This window comes from Flavobacterium sp. 11 (assembly GCF_002754315.1).
GTDB classification, from domain to species: Bacteria; Bacteroidota; Bacteroidia; order Flavobacteriales; family Flavobacteriaceae; genus Flavobacterium; species Flavobacterium algoritolerans.
In genome coordinates this window covers 1,835,104-1,854,686 of record NZ_PEFE01000001.1, presented here as the reverse complement: position 1 = coordinate 1,854,686, position 19,583 = coordinate 1,835,104, and the positions used below count along the sequence as shown (strand labels likewise).

The window sequence follows — 19,583 nt, the reverse complement described above, 5'->3', positions numbered from 1 at the left end:
TATATTTTTATTTTTTACCAATTCTAACTCAACAAATATGCGACAGTAGTTACAAATACAAAACACAAACACACTATTTAGTTTAAATTTAAAACAAAAAAAATAATTTTACATTTAAAGTGTAATTAAAATACTCAATTAATAAAATTATTCCATTACAATTGTAAATCCTCAAAAAGTATCCTCTTATTTATTTCACTTTCTTGCCTTTTAAATACGTACTTGTTGGCTTCATTTTTACAATTTTATGCTCTTCCACTTTCATTAAATCCTGATCATACATTACAAAATCAGCCCATTTACCCACTTCAAGACTTCCTTTTTCTTTTTCTTCGAAATTAGAATAAGCTGCCCAAATGGTCATTCCTCTTAAAGTTTCGGCTCTAGTCAAAGCATTTTCCATCTGGAAACCACCTTTTGGGTATTCCTTACTGTCTTTCCTTGCAACTGCAGCATGAAAAGTAAGCATCGGGTTCACTTCCTCTACAGGAAAATCGGTTCCTAAAGCTACCATTCCAGCTTTTTGGAGTAATTTTTTATAAGCATACGCATTTTTCAGCCTTTCTTTCCCCAATCTATCACCAGCCCAATACATATCGGATGTCGCATGCGTAGGTTGAACCGAAGGGATAATCCCGAATTTAAAATAGTCAAAATCAGCTTCACGCAAAACTTGGGCATGCTCAATTTTCCATCTTCGGTCTTTAGTACCTTCTAAAACTTGTCTGTATATTTTTAAAATCACCGTATTTGCAGAGTCTCCAATGGCATGTGTGTTGAGTTGAAAATCCGAAACCGCAATTTGCCTTGCCACTTCTTTTAATTCTGTAACCGGTGCCAACAAAGCGCCATATTGGTCTGGCTTGTCAGAATACGGTTTGTGCATGCAAGCGCCACGAGAACCCAAAGCGCCATCACCATACATTTTAAAAGAACGGACATTTAGATTATCGGTTTTATAAATTCCTTTTTTTAGATACAAGTCGATATTTTTTTGATTTGCTGTAATCATAGCATAAACATTAAGCTTCATCAATTTTGCTTTTTGCAAACTATCCATCAAATGAATAATATCCGGATCTAATCCTGCATCATTTACAGTTGTCAATCCATAATCAAACATCACTTTTTCAGCATCCAATAAAGCGGCTATTTGTATTTTACGAGTTGGTTTCGGAATTATTTTAAAAACCAATTCCATCGGATTATCAACTAAAATTCCTGTTGGTTCCCCGTTTACAATTTCAATTTGACCACCAGCAGCTTTCGTATTTTTTGTAATTCCGGCCAATTTCAATGCCTTACTATTCACTATAATTGCATGCCCGTCAACTCTATTCAATACTACAGGAATATCAGGAAAGGCAGTATCCAATTCTGCTTTTGTAGGATATTTTTTTACTTTCCAATCGTTTTGATCCCAACCGTTACCTACAATAAACGTTGGATTTTTATCTTTTTGAAAAGCCTTTAAACGAGTAATTATTTCGTCCATACTTTTAGTACCGCGCAAATCAGCTTCCTGTAAACTTAATCCATAGCTGTAAAAATGACAATGCGCATCAATCAAGCCTGGATAAATAAATTTCCCTTCGGCTTCTATCGTATTCTTAGATTCATATTGTTTTGCAATTTCACGATTTGTACCAATAGCTACAATTTTTCCCTCATCAATTGCCATAGCCGAAGCCTTTTCAAAAGAATTATTGATGGAATAAATCGTTGCATCTGTAATAATGGTATCAACGGAAATCTTATCCTTTTGATCACAGGAAATCAATAAAAATAAAGCAAGGAATGATGTAATAAATCTCATAATAAACAATTTAGTTATGCTAATATAAAAAAACTCCACCTAATTATTTTAGACAATGCCGTAATTATATTTTTTTCAAATTGTAACCTTCTCCATAAAAATAGTTCCCATAAAAAAACGCTCTCGAAATGGAGAGCGTTTTTATCTATTTATAAAATCTTATTTCAATACTGTTTAGGCTTTTGCATATGCATCATCATGCACACTAGCTACTGCTCTTCCTGAAGGATCATTCATGTTCTTGAATGCTTCATCCCATTCCAATGCAATTTTTGTACTACACGCCACACTTGCTTCTTGCGGAACACACAAAGCTGCGGCATCACTTGGAAAATGCTCATGGAAAATAGAACGATAATAATATTCCTCTTTTGAAGTTGGCGTTTGTAGAGGGAACTTGTATTTGGCATTTGCTAATTGTTCATCCGAAATTTCAACAGCTACAACCTCTTTCAAAGTATCAATCCAACCGTATCCTACACCATCACTAAATTGTTCTTTTTGTCTCCAAGCAACACTTGGCGGAAGCATTTCTTCAAAAGCTTTACGAACTACCCATTTTTCCATAGGATGTTCCTTGTTGATCATTTTATCTTGTGGATTAACTCTCATCGCCACATCCATAAATTCTTTATCTAAAAACGGCACACGTCCTTCAATTCCCCATGCTGCTAAACTTTTGTTGGCACGCAAACAGTCATACATGTGTAATTTACCTAATTTACGTACGTTTTCTTCGTGGAATTCTCTTGCGTTTGGCGCTTTGTGGAAATACAAGTATCCTCCAAAAAGTTCATCTGCTCCTTCACCCGATAATACCATTTTAATTCCCATTGATTTGATGACTCTCGCCATTAACCACATTGGTGTTGATGCTCTAATCGTAGTCACATCATACGTTTCCAGGTTGTAAATCACATCTTTAACTGCATCTAAACCTTCCTGAATAGTGAATTTTATTTCGTGGTGAATAGTTCCAATATGATCTGCCACTACTTGTGCAGCCGCTAAATCTGGAGAACCTTCTAATCCTACTGAGAAAGAGTGTAATTGTGGGTACCAAGCATCAGCAACATCACCAGATTCAATACGTTTTTGCGCATATTTTTTGGCTACAGCCGAAGTAATAGAAGAATCTAATCCTCCTGAAAGTAATACTCCATAAGGCACATCACTCATCAATTGTCTGTGAACTGCTGCTTCTAAAGCGACTTTAATTTCGTCAATGCTGGTTACGTTGTCTTTTACGGCATCGTAATCTGTCCATTCTCTTTTATACCATTGTACAAATTCGCCATCTTTACTTGACATATAATGTCCCGGAGGAAACAATTGGATTTTAGTACAATATCCTTCTAATGCTTTCAATTCTGAAGCCACATAAAAAGTTCCGTGCTCATCCCAACCTATGTATAATGGAATAATTCCCATGTGATCACGAGCAACAAAATACTCATCTTTTTCTACATCATAAATGGCAAATCCAAAAATTCCGTTCATTTCATCTATAAAATGAGGTCCTTTTTCTTTGTAAAGTGCTAAAATAACTTCACAGTCACTTTCTGTTTGAAAGTTGTATTTCCCCTCAAATTGTTTACGCAATTCTCGGTGGTTATAGATTTCACCATTTGCAGCTAAAACAAGTTGTTTGTCTTCACTAAATAAAGGTTGTTTCCCTGACGCAGGATCAACAATTGCCAAACGCTCGTGAGACAAAATAGCTTTTTCATTACTGAAAATTCCACTCCAGTCCGGTCCACGATGACGGATAATTTTAGACATTTCTAATACTTGTGGTCTTAAAACTTCCGCTTTTTGTTTTAAATCAAAGGCACATACTATTCCGCACATAACTATATATTTTTAATGTTTTTGTTTATTTTTATAGGGCAAAGATGGAGTTATAGTTCTAATTGAAAAACACAAATGCCATTTTTAATTACAAACAATAACTAAAAATGATTATTTGTATTTAAAATGTAATTAAAAAAGAATAAAAACAGAATTGAAGTTGTGGATTGTAAAATAGGACGCGGATAAGGCAGATGCAACTCCCGAAGTTTCGGGACGGATTATAACAGATTTTATTCAATATTCTCCACTAAATACTTCGTACCATTAATCTCAAAAGTAAACCCTTCTTGATTTCCCATGAGTTTATTTCCCAAAGGCGATTGTGGTGACAATGCGATAATATTGATTCCTTCGACATTGATTTTAGGAAGCGCCACACTCAGGTACAAATAGATTCCGTTTGCTTTTACCAAGCTGCCCACAATGATGGTTTCGGCAATTGTAGTGGCATCAATTTTATCTAAAACTGTTTTTTGATCCAGTACTTCTCTCAATTTACGATTGAGTTTTTCCTGCTCAATATGCATCATTGACAAAGCGGTTTCGTGTTTGTCTCCGGCAGAACCTTTGGCATCGTTCTTAGAATCTTCGGTAAGCGCTACAATCATGTCTTTGAAAACATCGATTCTATCCTGAACTAATTGTAGATAATGCGTATGTATTTTTTGCTTGAAAGTCATAATTTAAAGTTTAACCACAAAGTTCACAAAGAAAGCACAATGTTCACGAAGTTTTTTTATTATAGTTTCTGTATTTAGAAAAAGTTTAATCATAAAGAAGACAAAAGGTTGACTTCTTTATGATTAAACTTTCTGTAGTCTTTGTATCTTCTTTGTGAACTTTGTGGTTAAGTAAAAAATTAAAAATCAAATTTATAGTTCACTCCTAAAATTACCTGAAAACCTTGAACCGGATAATTCTGCCATTTTTGGTAAGCATTATTAGTGATATTATTGGCTCTTGCAAAAGCAGTCAATCGATCGCTGTATTTGAATCCTACATTTGCATTTACATCAAAATAAGATTTTAAAGTTACAGGAGCAGCATTCGCTGAAAAATCAGTATTTATCTGGATATCTTTACGCTCGCCTACATAAAACACATTTGCACCAGCGAACCATTTCTCAGTTATATTGAAATCAAGATTTGAATTTATTTTAATTGTTGGCATATTCCAAGCTTCTTGCTGAAAATCATTGGTGTAACTACTGAAAGTTCCATTGATTCCAAAAGATACAGCTGAAGAAAAATCAGCTTTTAGTTCTCCGTAAAAACGCAATGTTTTCATATCGTCATACACCACTTGAAAGGAATTTCCAAAAGCATAATCCTCGTTACCCGCATTTTCAGTATAATCATTGCTTCTAAATAAAGCTTTATTTCTCTCGTTTGCATACGAAGCTTTTATATTATAACTTACTGTATTGGTTAATTTTCCTTTTAATCCGGCAAAAATATCATACTGCTTATCTGTTGGCGCAATATTCAATGTTGGTGATAAAAACGGATTTTCGTTGACAAAATCCATATAGGAGTTTTGCTCTAAATCCCCTTCGGCTCCTGCATAGAAAATCATCAAATCACCAACAACTTTGTAAGAAGCATTGAATTGTGGATACACTAAAAAGGTATTGTTGCTGTTTTCATTATCCATACTATAAAACAAACCAGCTCCAATATTCAGCGTCCAATCATCTTCCTGCATTACAAAACTGGGAACAATTCCAAAATTTGTAAAACCATATTTTACACGCTCTGTATTGGTATTTAAATAATTTTTCTTGAAACTACCGCTAACATAATCTACAATTATATTTGTTTTTACCGCGCTTTCCATTACATCAAATTCTACTGTTGGTTTTGCATAAAAACGATTTTCAGAAGATCCTGAAGCATCCGAAAAATGATTGTATTTCAGACTTGCTTTGTTCAAAATACTTTCGTTAAAGGCTACATTTCCGCCTAACGATATCGTACCGTAAGTTTGCTGAGGATTAATTCCGTTAATCAAAACCATTCTGTCTTGAGGAGTCAAAGTGCTGCCAAAATTTGCAGGTAATCCGTACCAATTATAAATTTGGTTTTGATACCCCAAATCCAAATTCCAGGACACGTCTTTTTGATTGGAACCATACATCAAGTCCAGCGATGTATCGTAAAAACCATCCTCTAATGCTATATTTTGGATTCCACCCTCAGACGAATGATGACGAAACATTCCACCAACATAATCCGTGTCATTAAGATCATGATTCACGAATAATTCCCCAATAAAGGTTCCGTAATTACCCACTCCAAAAGTGGCGTAATTTTTAAACAAATGGGCTTGTTTTTCTTTTTCTACCCCTTCTGCTTTCCCTTTGGATGGTGTAAAAGTTGAAGCTACCGGAAAAGAGAAAATCGTGTACTTTATCTTTTCTTTTTTGGCATTTGCGTCTTCATCCAGTTCAGGAATTTCTTTTACCTTGAAAGCGTCCGAAATTTTTGGCGTATACGGTTTTACAACATTTACGGTCTCTGTTCCTATTTGCTCTTTCTTTTGTGCAAACGAAAATTGGAATACGAAGAAGAATAAAATCCCCAACCCAATTCTCACTGAAGGAAAGGGAACCGAAAACGTTGCTGCCTTATTTGTGAATGATTTTATGTTCAATTGTTTAAATGTCATGTTTTATTTTTTTTACTTCTTATTTCTAACGCTAATAATCTTAATCTTTAAACTTCCCATTCGCCTTTTGCAATGAATTGCGTTTCTCCGCCTATTTTTATATCAAAATGATTTTCACTTAATTTTCCATCAAAATAAATTTGGGAAGCCCTGTTTATAAAATCTCCCTGATGATTGACTATTTTAATTTCTGGTGAATAATATTTCAAAAGAAAAGCCTGTAAACAAGTGCTGGCACTTCCCGTTGCAGCATCTTCAATAAGTTGATTGTTTTCAACACATAGCATTCTGCTAATGAGTTTTCCATCTTCTAAACAATAAAAATATAACGCTCTATGATTGGTTTTACAGTGTGCATGCAACCATTCGTTCATTTTATCCTTGTCAAGAATTAAATTCTCCAATGCTTTTTTATTTTTCAGAGGAACAATTACAAAAGCGCTTCCTGTGCTTACTTCCTGAATGGAAAATTTATCATCAAAATCAGCACTGCTTAAATTGCTGAAGGATAAAAAACCTTCTGCTGAAAAAGTATCCAAAAACTGAGGTTGAGCCGCCTGCAACCAAACCAAATCTCCCGATTGACGCACTGGAATTTCACCAATTGGAACCGATAACGTAATCTTTTCTGGTTGGCCTTCAAATATGGTATTCATCAAAACCCACGATGTTCCTATTATTGGATGTCCAGCAAACTTCATTTCGTGCTCTGGAGTAAAAATTCTAATTGTTGCTGCTTTATTTTCAGGGTCAAGCTTTGTTATAAAAGTGCTTTCCGCAAAGTTGATTTCACGGGCAATTTTTTGCATCTGTTCGTCACTTAAGGCTTCAGCCTCTAAAAAAACAGCCAATTGATTGCCTGCATATTTTTGCTTTGTAAAAACATCAACGATGTAAAAAGGTAAATTCATTCTATTTGTTTTTTGACTTTCCATTATTCTAAAAATTTCATGCCGATTTTTGTTGTTTTCCAACATACAATCACAGCCTTCTTTATTTAGTTATCGATGAATTTGTTTTAGATTCCTCAGCTTTTATAGTATCCAATTCTCTTTGTGCATCTGAAACTACATCCGTAAAATCAGTAAAATTTTGGATTACATTTTCTAAAATGTATGTTGCCTGATAACTGTCTTTTAGTCCGTAAAAGTTTTTCGCCATTAATACTAATCCTTTCGCACCAAAATATTTATAGCTGGAATAATTCTTCGCTAATTTTTGAACAGCAGTATTAGAAGCTTCAAACTTTTCGTCTTTATTTTTAAAATAAGCATCATAATACAAGGCTTCGGCAGCTAATTCTCCTTTAGCAATCGTCATCAATTTTGCGTAGGCAACTTTCGCTTTCGCTTCATCACCTGTTTCAATTGCCGCACGCGCTATAATAATTTGCGCATCACTTTTTACATTATCATCCGTTTTAGGATTCATCAATACTTTCTCTGCATAAATAACTGAATTTGGATAATCCTTTTTGTCATAATACGATTTCATCAAATTAGATTGTGCAAAAGTTTTATTCTGAGAAATATCCGCTTCGTTTTCTAAACGGGATAAAACCGGAATTGCTTTCTCATACTCTTTATTTTTAAGGAAAATTTGAGCTAATCTTGATAACGATTGTTCTGTAAATTCACTTCTAGATTGCGCAATTACATATTCATAATTAGCAATAGATTTACTCTCCGAACCTTCAGAATAATACAATTGAGCCAAATAATAATTAGCCTGCAAAGCATGAATCCCACGAGGAAATTGGTTTATATAACCACTAAATCCTGCTATTGCTTGCTTAACATTATTTTGTTGAAATTGTTTTTCAGCAGCTTCATACGTGTCATTATCAAGCTCTGCATCTGTTACAGCAACAAAATCCAACGTACGAACCCAAGTTGCATATTCATCAACTCTGCCATTGTCCACATAAATCAATCGAGCGGTTGCTACCGCTTCTAAAGCCTCAGGAGTTCTAGGAAAATCAGCAGCTACTTTCTTAAATTTCAACAATGCCTGCTCATCTTTATCCGTGTTATAATACACTAATCCCTGACGCAAAATAGATCTGGAAGTGAAAGATCCTTTTTTAAATTCCGTATTTAAACGGTCATAAGTTTTAACGGCAAGGTCATTTTTATTCTCGGCAACATAAGTATTAGCAAGTTCAAAAAGCGCATCGTCTCTGTATTCTGATTTTGGATATAATTGTAAAAAAGCATTTAGCTCATCTATTTTCTTGTCATTTTTTGCTATAAATCCATAGCAAATCGCTTTTTGAAAATACGCATAATCTGCATCTACACTTTTAGATTCTATCACTTTACTGTACGCATCCATAGCCGGACCGTATTTTGAAGTTACAAAACGGCAATCCGCCAAACGCAAATACGAATCATTCAAACGTACTTTATCCGAAGGTGCTTTTTCTATTTGATTTTGGAAATAATTACCCGCTTGATCGTATTCTTTCAATTTAAAATACGTGTAAGCAATATTGTAATTGCTGTTTTTAAATTCTGGTGTTGTAGCCGCTTGGTTTGCACCAATGAATTGCTTGAAACTTAATAATGCGTCTTTGAAATCATTCAAAACATATTCCGTTTCACCTTGCCAGAAAGTAGCACGAGCCGTAAAAACGGCATCTTTTTGTTCGCTCACAGATTTTGTGAACATCTTCAAGGCTTCCGGATAATTCCCATCGGTGTATAATTCTAAACCTCTGTAAAAAAGTACTTTTTGGTACGCTAATTTGTTTTCTGGCGATTTATTTTTCTCCAATAAAACTAAGGCTTCTTTGTAGTTTTTAGACGAAATATAAGAATCTATCAATAATTTCTCCACCTCTGAACGGCTTGCATTATCTGGATATTTTTTCAAAAAAGCTTGCAAAACTGCAGGTACACTTTGATACGAATTTCCTAATTCATAACTTAATTTTGCATAATTCAGGCTCGCATCTTCTTGAATTGCTAAATCAAAATCCATTTCAGAAGCGTTTTTGAAAGCATTCAAAGCCTGCTGTTTTTTATCGGTATTCAGGTAACTTTCTCCCAAATGATAATAGGCATTTTGCGCTACAAAATCTTTCCCTCCAATGATTTTATTGAACTGAGAAATCGCGTTTTCGTAGTCTTTTTGTTTGTAATACGCATATCCTAATTGGTAAAAATCCGTATTATTCCATTTTCCTTTTTTTCCTTTATAATCTACTAAATATGGAATTGCTTTATCATATTGTTTCAAATTGAAGTAGCTTTCGCCAATGATTTTACTCAGTTCAGATTTTTCCAAAGGAGTTGATTTAGCCATTGCTTTCTGTCCTAAATCAATTGCTTTTTGGAAATTCCCCAACTTAAAATTCATGTCAGCCTGATAATACGAAAGCTTTTCTTTGTACTTTTCTTCGCCTGAAACTTCGTCAAAATACTTTGTTGCCTGCTTGTAATCATCACCTTCATACGCCATAAACCCCAAATAATATTTGGCTTGAGAACCATATTCGGCAGAGTTTACGACTTTATTCAAATACACTGTAGCTTCTTTTTTCTTTTTGGCATTAAAAAAACTATACCCTTTCTGAAAATTGAATTTATCTTGGTCGTTTCTGCTTAAACTGCTTTCGTCTACTTTATCAAACCATTGCAATGCTTGCGGATAATTCCCTTGATTAAAATGATAATGTGCCACTTCAATGTACGCCTGATTTTGTTTTACACTCGTAGGATAATCCGAAACAAATTGCTCCATCAATTCATCCGCATTGGATTGATTGGTTCGAATGGCGCAATTAGCGGCATAATAGGCACAATCTGATTTTAGTTCTTCAGTAGTCGCTGTTTCCTTTACTTTATTAAAAATTAGTTGCGCCGATGCATATTGCGCATCTTTAAATAAAGAAACCGCTTTATTGAAATCTTTTGAATCGTGAGTGTAAATTGTTGATTTTTGTGCCGAAACAGAGGCAGTTATAATGAAAATTGGAATAAAGAAGAGCCAAGAAATTTTACGCATTGTGATTTTATTTTAATAATTCAAATGTATCATATTCTGAAGTCTATAACGAATCGTTATCGGCTTTTATTATGAACATTTTTTTTAACACTGAAGAATTTAACTTTATTCATCCCTTTAAACTCCGCTACTTTCACTTATTATTTATAATTATCAGAATTCTATCTAATTGAATAGAATTTATTTTGAATAGAACCGTTATCTTATTACTTTTACCCAATAAACAAATGCAAACTATGTCACAATCCGTACTGTCTCTAAAAAATGTAAATATTTATCAAGAAGGTAAATCTATTTTATCCCAAGTAAACTTGGAGGTAAAACATGGTGAATTCCTTTATATTATTGGAAAAACAGGCTCTGGAAAAAGTAGTTTAATGAAAACTTTATATGCTGATTTACCTTTAACAGAAGGAGAAGGAAATATTGTAGATTTTGATTTAGCCACTTTAAAAGAAGATGACATTCCGTTTTTGAGAAGAAAGATTGGAATCGTTTTTCAAGATTTCAAATTATTACCGGATAGAACTGTAAAAGACAATATGTTATTTGTTCTAAAAGCTACCGGCTGGATTGACAACGTAGAAATGCAAAACAAGATTGACGAGGTTTTAAATAAAGTAGGGATGAGAGAATTTGGCAATAAAATGCCGCATCAACTTTCTGGAGGAGAACAACAACGTGTTGCCATTGCCAGAGCTTTACTGAACGACCCTGAATTAATCCTTGCTGACGAACCAACAGGAAACCTTGACCCACAAACCAGTGCCGAAGTTTTAGAAGTATTAAAAAGCATCAATGCTAACGGAAAAACCATCATTATGGCCACACACGATTATGCATTATTGATGAAATTCCCATCTAAAACATTGAAATGTGAAGATGCAAAAATCTTTGAAGTGGTTCAGAGAACGGCATAATGCTTTCCATTCTTGTTCCAATATACAATTACAATGTTTATCCTCTTGTTTTAGAGTTGCACAAACAATGTATGGATTGCGGAATAGATTTTGAAATTCTATGTCAAGACGATGCTTCAAAATCAGGTTTGAATGTACTCAATGAAAATGTGAATGCATTATCAAATTGCAGTTTTGTCTCCTTAAAAGAAAATCTGGCACATCGTGAAAACAGAAATTCCCTTGCCGAACAAGCAAAATTTGATTATTTGCTTTTCATTGACGGAGATTCAATTATTATTCATGACCATTACATAAAAAAACACATTGACAACCTTCATGATTTTGATGTTGTATATGGCGGTAGGTTACATCCTGAAAAATGTCCTTCTGACAACCAAAAACTACGTTGGAAATACGGAAGGTTTATTGAGGATAAATCTGCAATAAACCGAAAGAAAAAACCGTATCAATCGTTACTTTTTAATAATACCGTAATCAAAAAAGACTGTTTCAAAAAAGTGAAATTTGACAAAAACAGAAAGAAATACGGTCATGATGACACCCAACTTTCATATCAATTGAGTTTATTAAAATCTAAAGTAAATCATATTGAAAATCCTGTTGAACATGGAGATATTGATACCAATTTGGCTTATCTGAACAAGACCAAAGAGTCTTTAGAAAATTTGATTTCGCTGTACGAAGAAGAAAAAATTGATATTGAATTTGTAAGACTGATTCAATTGTATCATTTTTTAAAAAGAACAAAATCCACTTTTATCATTTCAAAAATACATTCCATTTTTGAGAAACATCTATTATTGCAAAATTTGACTGGAAAGAATCCTAATTTATTCCTTTTTAATTGGTTTCGAGTTGGCTATTTATGTTCGATAAATGATAAAAATTAACGCTTTTTGAGTCCAATGAATAATTGATTCCAAGTTTGCATAATAGCATCTATATTGTATTTTTCGCTGGATATTTTTGCCTTTTTCCCCATTTCTCTTCTTAATGTCGCATTTTCGATTAAAGTCTCAACACCCTTTACATAATCTGATTCGTTGCCGTTTTCAATCAAAAAACCGTCTTCACCATGAGACAAAATTCCTCTTGGCCCACACGGACAATCATAAGCAACACAAGGCAATCCGGAAGCCATAGCCTCAATTAAAACCATCCCAAAACCTTCAAATCGAGACGACATCAGATAAAATGAAGCTTCTAAATATTTCTTATCAATATCCTGAACCGGTTCATAAAAAACAACATTGTCTGAAACATTTAGGTTTTCAGCCAACAATTTTAAATCGATATTTTTAGCTGATTTGCCGTAAATTTCCAAAGTCCAATCCGGGTGTTTTGCAACAACTTTTTTCCAGATTTGCAACATTCTGTCAAATCCTTTTTCATACGTATGCCTGCCAACAGCAATTACTTTTTTACTTTCTAAAGCACTCGATTTTTCTGAAGTAAACCAAAGGGGATTTGGAATAACAATTGTATCATCTATATTCCATTCTGCAATGCTTTCACTTGTTACAACAACAAATCGATCGTATTCCTTTATCCCGATTTTTTTTAAAGCATGAATACCATTAGACACCATTTTCGTCAAGAAATCATCCTTTAATTCTCTTTCTTCAACAAACTTAGAACTGTGCATTTCTAGAATAAGAGGAACTTTATTTTTTAAAATAAAAGGAATTGAATATGCCTTTAAACCATTATCACAAACAACAACAATATCGGGTTGAATTGCTTTAATTTTACTTTTTAACCCTTTCGCAAAAGAATTAAAAAACTGAAAAAAGTTACCTTTCAATGATAAATCGTGAAAAATAATATTGGAATTAAAAGAATAAAACAAAGGATAGAAACCCTCGTTTTGAGTCAGAACATGAACTTCATATCCCAATTTTTCAACCAGATAATTAGCTTTTATCGAAAGGACTCTGGCTACACCGCCTTCGTTATTTATGTTGGGAACTATATAAAGAAGCTTCATTTTTTTGATTCCAAAAATTCATCAAAATCCCTAATATAATCTTCTTCTTTGAAAACACCAGATGCCAAAACCAAACAAACGGCTCCAGAAGAAAAATTTTGCAATTCTCTCCAAATGCCTGTTGGTATAAGCAATCCAACATTTGGTTTGTTCAATATAAATGATTTTTTTTCTAATCCATCCTGAAGAACAACCTCAAAACTTCCGCTCAAAGCAATCAGCGTTTCTTGCTGCGCAATGTGTGAATGCCCACCTCTGTATGCATTACTTGGCACATCAAAAAGATAATACACACGTTTGAATTCAAATGGCAAAACATCCTCTTGAATAAATGCCAGATTCCCACGTATATCTTCCACAACAGGAATTTTTATTAATTGTATGGCGTTAAGAGTTGTTTTCATTTAGTAAGTTGTAAAAAATCTTCTTTTCCTTTGTTTGCGCTTTTTAGTGCTACAAAAACTTGGTTTATTTTAATCTTGCTTTGTTTAATATCAAAGAACAACTTCAAAAAAACCCCTTTAAGATAATTATAATTTGAAACTCTGGTCAAGAAAGCACCCAGTACATAATACCTTTGTTCCAAATTTAATTTATCATCTGTTGAAACCGCCGGATGAACTGCTATAACCTTAGGAACAATGATTATGTTTTGTTTTTGATTTTTCAAATCTGACAAAAAAATAGCTTCTTCTCCCATCATAAATGAACTTCCAAGTCCAAAATTAGTATCAAACTTAATCTTTAGTTGGTCGAATACCGCTTTTTTTAAACTTATTTCAATCGACAAAATATTAAAAATGTCTAGATTATTTAGTTGCAATTTTGTTTGAGAAGGATATTTTTTAAATAACAAACCATTTGAACCTTCAATTGCAAAACAAATGCTGGCTGCCTCAGGATAATTATTGTGGGCTTTAAGAATATTGCTTTCAAAATCTTCCTTGAAAACTTCATCGTCATCGGCTAATAAAACAATTTTTCCATGAGCATTTTGTAAGCCTAAATTCCTGCTTTTCGACAACCCTTTTTCAAATGAATTTACAACTCTAACGGAAGGAAAATCTGAAACCAACAGCTTATTTTCAGAGGTTTGATTGATAATTAAAATTGAAAATTCTGAAAAATGACAGAAAGGAAACATAGGAATCAAAAAATCCAAAGAATCCCTATTCATCGTAGCCATTACTATTTCAAGATCTCCTTTTTTAAATTCTTTTATCAATTTGTTACTATATTTACACAAATATAAATAATTCAGCTTTGTAAATGAAAATACTTTTGATTGGCGAATACAGTCGATTGCATAATTCTTTAAAAGAAGGATTGATAATGCTGGGACATGAAGTTATTTTGTTGTCATCAGGAGATCATTTCAAAAAATTCGATAGTGATTATTCGTTCCACCCAGCATTTTTATCGGGTTGTTGGCTGCCTCGAAAAATCAAAAATATCCTTTATAAACTCACGGGTATCAATTTAGAGAAAGCTGAAAGAGGTCTTCGATTTTTCCTTTTATTACCACAATTAAAAAACTTTGATCACGTACAGCTCATTAATTCGGACGCAATTGAAACGTTCCCTTTTTTGTCCCTAATACTTTATAAAAAGATATTCAAAAAAATCAAAAACAGAAGCTTATTAATCTGTGGTGACGAAACCCCGGTTATTGATTATTTACTCAAAAAAGAATCTGCTTACAGTATTCTGACTCCTTATTTCGAGGATAATTCGTTAAAAGAACATTTTGAATATCCATTAAAGTACTCCACAAAAAACTATCGAAAAACCTTTGATTGGTTGGTCGAAAACTGCCAAAATCTAGTTGCCTCCGATTTAGATTATAAGATTCCGATGGAGAAAATGGGATATTCCGTTCATTTCATTCCGAATCCGGTTAACACCCTAAAAATTGAGTTTCAAGAACAAAAAATTAACGATAAAATTGTTATTTTTCTTGGCATAAATCGTTCCAGCTACATCAAAAAAGGAATTGCTTATTTTGAAAAAGCGTTGCAAATTATTCAGGAAAAATATGCTCAAAAAGTAGCTGTGATTATCACTGAAAACCTTCCTTATGAAGATTATATACATTTATACAATAGCGCACAAATCGTTTTAGATCAAATCTATGCTAACGACCAAGGGTACAACGCCCTGGAAGCTATGGCAAAAGGAAAAGTAGTTTTTACAGGCGGTGGAAAAGAATTTATGGATCATTATAATTTAAAGGAACGAATCAATATAAATGCATTACCAGATGTAGATTACTTGATAAATGAACTTTCCTTTTTGATTGAAAATCCCGAAGCCATTATTACTATTGGAAAACGTGCCAGAGCATTTATCGAAAAAGAGCATGATTATATTAATATTGCGAATCAGTACTTGGCGTCTTGGAATTCAAAAACAATTTCCTAAACATAAATAAAATCAGAACGAACACTATTAAATTGGCAAAAAAATACGCCTGTAAAGCTCCTTCAAAAGAAAAAAGCGGCACTAAATAAAAAGACAATAAAAGATACGCTACATTAAACACTATTTCAAGAATAAAATATTTTTCAATACTTGCTTTAACAACGATTTGATACCCAAAAGCTAATGTCATTATCCTTAAAAAATCGCCTAAAAGCTGCCAAATCAACACATCATTCACTTTTAAAAACGCTGAAGTAAAAGCAATATTCAATATAATTCCTTTCAACAAAAAAACAGCCACTAATGCCAATAAACATAGCGGTACAAAAAATTTAAAATAGGATTTCAATTCCGCTTTAAAAGCTGCATCAGTTGTCAAAGAAGCCAATTTAGGCATGTAGTACAATGATAATCCAGAACTAAAAACTAACATATAAAAACTGGAAAATTTATTCGTTGCATCCCAGATTCCAGCTTCTTGAATGGAATGTGTTTCAATAATAAAATTCCGTATCAGCATTAATGTTGCTGGAGCAATTATAGCACTCAATAATGCCATGGAAGAAAATCGCTTGATGACATCCAGGTATTTTTTTTCTAAAATTTTTTGGAGATTGAATTGAAAATAGCTTTTGTCTTTTATAACAAATCCAAACGTTACTAAAACCATTATTAATTCGCCCAAAGCGACAGCAACTAATCCTCCATTTACAGCATGATTCACAATTAAAAAAGCTGTAAAAACAAAAATCAGCACATTGGAAACAATCTGTAAAATAACAATCCTTTTATACTTTTCTAAGGCGTTGTAGATTGCCATCCAAAATACATTGATAACAATTAAAGGGAGCAGCAATCCAAAAAAACGAATGGGATTGGTAAACGAATTGGTGAAAAATAAAAATTCGGAAATATTATTGGCAAAGAGTAAAATAAGCAACCCCATGACTGATGAAACCAGGAGGAAAAACCAAAAAAAAGTAGAATAAATAATGCCTATTTCTTTCTTATCCTCTTTATTCTCAACAAATAACTTTATAAATGAATTGTTTATACCTAATGTAGTTACAGACTTCATCATTCCTGTAAAATTCCTGAAACTCCCCAATAATGCCATTCCTGAAGTTCCTAAATAAACGGACACAATCTTTGTAGAAATAATTCCCAAAACAAAACTCACCACTACGGAAATAGAATTAAGTGATACTACTTTTAGAAGTGTATTTTGTTTTATGAATTTCAACATTATAAATTCCTTATTACTTTAGCTGGATTCCCTGCTGCAACAACATTTTTGGGAATATTTTTAGTCACTACAGACCCATTTCCTATAACCGAGTTATCCCCTATTTCAACACCTTTTAAAATAGACACATTGGAACCAATGAAAACATTTTCACCAATGTACACTGGAAAGGAATCTGGATTTCCCTCATTCCTTTTATCAATATTCAAATCATGTCCATCATTATCAATAATAGTGCAATTACCGCCTATTAAAACATTGTCTTTGATGGTAACTTTAGAAAAACAAACAATAGAAAAAGCATTATTGATAGCAACATTGTTTCCAATGTTAATTTCGCTATTTTCATTTCTGGCTTCTAAATAGGTATAGCCTGAAAAAAAGTAAGGAGAGGAAACTACACCAATTTGAACATTGTTCCCAAAATGAATCTTCCCATTTCCTTTCAACAATAATGGATAGAAAAGATTTGGTTTACCAAAAACTCTTTTACAATCTGAAAGAAATTCATACTTTTTGATTCGAAAAGTAACAAAACACAATTGTTTAATTCTACTAAATAATCCCATCTAATATTTATTTAAAACTGAAACAATATAACTCACTTCATCCATCGTCAAAACTGGGCTTATAGGCAAACTCAACACTTCATTATGAATTTTTTCGGTGATTGGAAAAGATAAAGGATTCCATCCCGAAGCTTCGGAAGAAAATGCTTTTTGTTTGTGTGGCGGAACTGGATAATGTATGACCGTTTGAATACCATTTTGATGCAAATAGTCTTGTAAATCGATTCTGTTTTGTGTTCGAATGACAAACAAATGAAAAACATGATTATTTGACAAATCCCAATTTGGCACTATTATTTTATCGTTTTTAATTTCAGACAAATAACGTCTGGCAATAGTTCTTCGCCATTCATTTTCAGTGTCTAAATTGGGTAATTTCACGTTAAGGAAAGCCGCTTGCAATTCATCTAATCTTGAATTTACTCCAATATAATCATTATAATATTTTGTTTCCGAACCATAATTACGAAGTGATCGAATGACTTCTGCTAAGTCCGAATCATTTGTGATAACGGCACCGGCATCTCCTAATGTTCCCAGATTTTTCCCAGGATAAAAACTATACGCTACGCTTGATTTTTGATTGCTGATTCTTGATTTCTGATTTCTGATTGCACCATGAGCCTGAGCCGCATCTTCAATAACTAGCAAATCGTTTGCGACAGCAATTTCATGTATCGCATCCATTTCTGCCAATTGTCCATAAAGATGAACTACTAAAATTGCTTTGGTTTTTGAAGTGATTTTATCTGAAATTAAATCGGGATTGATGTTGTAAGTTTCCAACTTTGGCTCAACCAAAATAGGAATTAAATCTGCTTGCAAAATAGCCAGAATACTCGCAATATAGGTGTTTGCAGGAACAATAACTTCGTCTCCTTTTTGTAATTTCCTTAATTGAATATACCCTTTAAAAATTAAAACTAAAGCGTCAAAACCATTTCCCGTACCGATGCAATGCTTTGTACCGCAATAATTGGCAAAACTGGTTTCAAATTCCTTGACTTCATTCCCTAAAATATACCAGCCATTGTCTAAAACCGCTTTCATTTTTTCCTGAAATGCAGTTTCATACGGTTCGTTAATTTTTTTCAAATCAAGAAATGGTATCATATGAGATTCATTTTATAAAAATCCTGACTGTAAACAGAGCATCCTAATTCTTCTTTTTGTTTCAAAAGTCCTGCATTATACCCTTTTTCATTGTCATCAGTAACGACACCCATATCAAAAAAAAGCTTCCCTTCGCTCTTGTATTTTTGTATCAAACGAATGAATAAAAAATCCAATGCGCGCAGCTCCTCGCCTTTCTTGGTGGTAGCTCCATATTGCGATTTTACAACAGTTTCTGTTTCGAATAACGTAATACCAGCAATAATAACGCCCTCATAATACACTGAAAACTGTTTGATGTTATTGGGGAACATTTCCTTTAACTTTTTGATTTCCTCTAGGGTATGAACAGGTTTTGCATTATGTTTCTCGAATAGTCTTGGCACTAAAACCAATTCCCAAAAAGATTCAAATCGATGTTCTTCCACCAATTCTAAATCGAGCGTTTCAGTTTTTCTGAAATGCTTTAATTTACTTTTTGAAATCGTCAAAGGCATTGCCAAATTTATTGCGAGATTCATTTCTTTTTTATCTAAAAAAGCACCTCTTTTAAGTAAAAAGAAGTCGGTTTCATGATTCCCATCAGAAGAATAGAAAAAAGGAATTGGTTTACAATAAAAAAAATGTATCCCATTTTCTTTAAAAAAAGACAAAAGAGAATCTAAAATTATTTCTACTTTTTCTCCATTTATTTTAGGGGAGTAAACCAATCCGCCGTACGTCAAACCTTGATGAGAAAAAACTTTTGCTCCAGCTTTATTTGCCGGCAAAACAGCTATCAGTTTTTCATCCTCAAAAACCATCAAGGAGAAATCCTCAAATCGCTCTTTGTGGTATTCCATAAAATCACGGTGAAATAAAAAGGTAGCGTTTTTGGCTTGACCAATAAAGGCATTCCAATTTGTATAATCGCTTTCCTGGTATTGTTTGACGGAATAATTTTTCACTATTTGATTTTAGACTTCGTGAAATTAAGCA

The 19,583-nt window shown here is 33.2% G+C and carries 16 protein-coding genes; 3 read left to right on the top strand and 13 right to left on the bottom strand.

The genetic code is table 11. The features are described from left to right. Window positions 1-190: 190 nt before the first annotated feature. The 6 genes from CLV00_RS08140 to CLV00_RS08115 all read right to left on the bottom strand — a co-directional run bounded on the left by CLV00_RS08140 (window position 191) and on the right by CLV00_RS08115 (window position 10,346). A complete protein-coding gene (locus tag CLV00_RS08140; protein ID WP_099714640.1) occupies window positions 191-1,816 on the bottom strand; it encodes an amidohydrolase in 1,626 nt (541 codons plus the stop codon). A gap of 174 nt (window positions 1,817-1,990) precedes the next feature. Continuing rightward, window positions 1,991-3,667 carry an asparagine synthase B gene (gene asnB / locus CLV00_RS08135; RefSeq protein WP_099714639.1) on the bottom strand — a complete coding sequence of 559 codons (1,677 nt, stop codon included), beginning with the start codon at window positions 3,665-3,667 and terminating at the stop codon, window positions 1,991-1,993. A 233-nt stretch (window positions 3,668-3,900) separates the two neighbouring features. Continuing rightward, window positions 3,901-4,350, bottom strand: a complete 450-nt coding sequence (locus CLV00_RS08130) for a hypothetical protein (RefSeq protein WP_099714638.1) — start codon at window positions 4,348-4,350, stop codon at window positions 3,901-3,903. Window positions 4,351-4,529: 179 nt separating this feature from the next. Continuing rightward, complete coding sequence (locus CLV00_RS08125) at window positions 4,530-6,338, bottom strand: TonB-dependent receptor (protein WP_158234589.1); 1,809 nt, start codon at window positions 6,336-6,338, stop codon at window positions 4,530-4,532. Window positions 6,339-6,385: 47 nt separating this feature from the next. After that, complete coding sequence (locus tag CLV00_RS08120; protein ID WP_099716283.1) at window positions 6,386-7,249, bottom strand: PhzF family phenazine biosynthesis protein; 864 nt, start codon at window positions 7,247-7,249, stop codon at window positions 6,386-6,388. 82 nt (window positions 7,250-7,331) lie between these two features. Next, a complete protein-coding gene (locus CLV00_RS08115) occupies window positions 7,332-10,346 on the bottom strand; it encodes a tetratricopeptide repeat protein (RefSeq protein ID WP_099714637.1) in 3,015 nt (1,004 codons plus the stop codon). A 236-nt stretch (window positions 10,347-10,582) separates the two neighbouring features. Between CLV00_RS08115 and CLV00_RS08110 the strand changes: the two genes are divergently transcribed. Continuing rightward, window positions 10,583-11,266 (top strand): cell division ATP-binding protein FtsE, encoded by a 684-nt coding sequence (locus tag CLV00_RS08110; protein ID WP_099714636.1) that lies wholly within the window; start codon window positions 10,583-10,585, stop codon window positions 11,264-11,266. Continuing rightward, window positions 11,266-12,159 carry a glycosyltransferase gene (locus CLV00_RS08105; RefSeq protein ID WP_099714635.1) on the top strand — a complete coding sequence of 298 codons (894 nt, stop codon included), beginning with the start codon at window positions 11,266-11,268 and terminating at the stop codon, window positions 12,157-12,159. Before CLV00_RS08110 ends, CLV00_RS08105 begins: the two co-directional genes overlap by 1 nt. Here CLV00_RS08105 and CLV00_RS08100 read toward each other — a convergent pair. Genes CLV00_RS08100 through CLV00_RS08090 form a run of 3 tightly spaced genes read right to left on the bottom strand, consistent with a single transcriptional unit; the run spans window position 12,156 to window position 14,481 of the window. Beyond that, window positions 12,156-13,256 carry a glycosyltransferase family 4 protein gene (locus CLV00_RS08100; protein ID WP_099714634.1) on the bottom strand — a complete coding sequence of 367 codons (1,101 nt, stop codon included), beginning with the start codon at window positions 13,254-13,256 and terminating at the stop codon, window positions 12,156-12,158. The genes CLV00_RS08105 and CLV00_RS08100 overlap by 4 nt on opposite strands. Beyond that, entirely contained in the window at window positions 13,253-13,660 is a 408-nt protein-coding gene (locus CLV00_RS08095; protein WP_099714633.1) for an FdtA/QdtA family cupin domain-containing protein, read from the bottom strand. The genes CLV00_RS08100 and CLV00_RS08095 overlap by 4 nt, the downstream gene beginning before the upstream one ends. Further along, the gene (locus CLV00_RS08090) at window positions 13,657-14,481 is read right to left on the bottom strand and encodes a glycosyltransferase family 2 protein (RefSeq protein WP_099714632.1); all 825 of its coding nucleotides are present in this window, start codon (window positions 14,479-14,481) and stop codon (window positions 13,657-13,659) included. The genes CLV00_RS08095 and CLV00_RS08090 overlap by 4 nt, the downstream gene beginning before the upstream one ends. 44 nt (window positions 14,482-14,525) lie before the next feature. On the opposite strand from CLV00_RS08090, the gene CLV00_RS08085 reads away from it, so the two are divergent. Then, a complete protein-coding gene (locus CLV00_RS08085) occupies window positions 14,526-15,677 on the top strand; it encodes a glycosyltransferase (RefSeq protein WP_099714631.1) in 1,152 nt (383 codons plus the stop codon). Here CLV00_RS08085 and CLV00_RS08080 read toward each other — a convergent pair. From CLV00_RS08080 to CLV00_RS08065, 4 genes are read right to left on the bottom strand one after another with little or no spacing between them, the layout of a single operon-like run. Further along, window positions 15,625-16,923, bottom strand: coding sequence for an O-antigen translocase (locus tag CLV00_RS08080; protein WP_099714630.1), 1,299 nt, complete (start codon window positions 16,921-16,923; stop codon window positions 15,625-15,627). The two genes, CLV00_RS08085 and CLV00_RS08080, sit on opposite strands and share 53 nt — an antisense overlap. Continuing rightward, complete coding sequence (locus CLV00_RS08075; protein ID WP_099714629.1) at window positions 16,923-17,492, bottom strand: acyltransferase; 570 nt, start codon at window positions 17,490-17,492, stop codon at window positions 16,923-16,925. Before CLV00_RS08075 ends, CLV00_RS08080 begins: the two co-directional genes overlap by 1 nt. Further along, on the bottom strand, window positions 17,493-18,605 hold the full coding sequence (locus tag CLV00_RS08070; protein ID WP_099714628.1) for a DegT/DnrJ/EryC1/StrS aminotransferase family protein: 1,113 nt from the start codon (window positions 18,603-18,605) through the stop codon (window positions 17,493-17,495). After that, window positions 18,602-19,552, bottom strand: a complete 951-nt coding sequence (locus tag CLV00_RS08065) for a FemAB family protein (RefSeq protein ID WP_099714627.1) — start codon at window positions 19,550-19,552, stop codon at window positions 18,602-18,604. The genes CLV00_RS08070 and CLV00_RS08065 overlap by 4 nt, the downstream gene beginning before the upstream one ends. Window positions 19,553-19,583 lie beyond the last annotated feature (31 nt).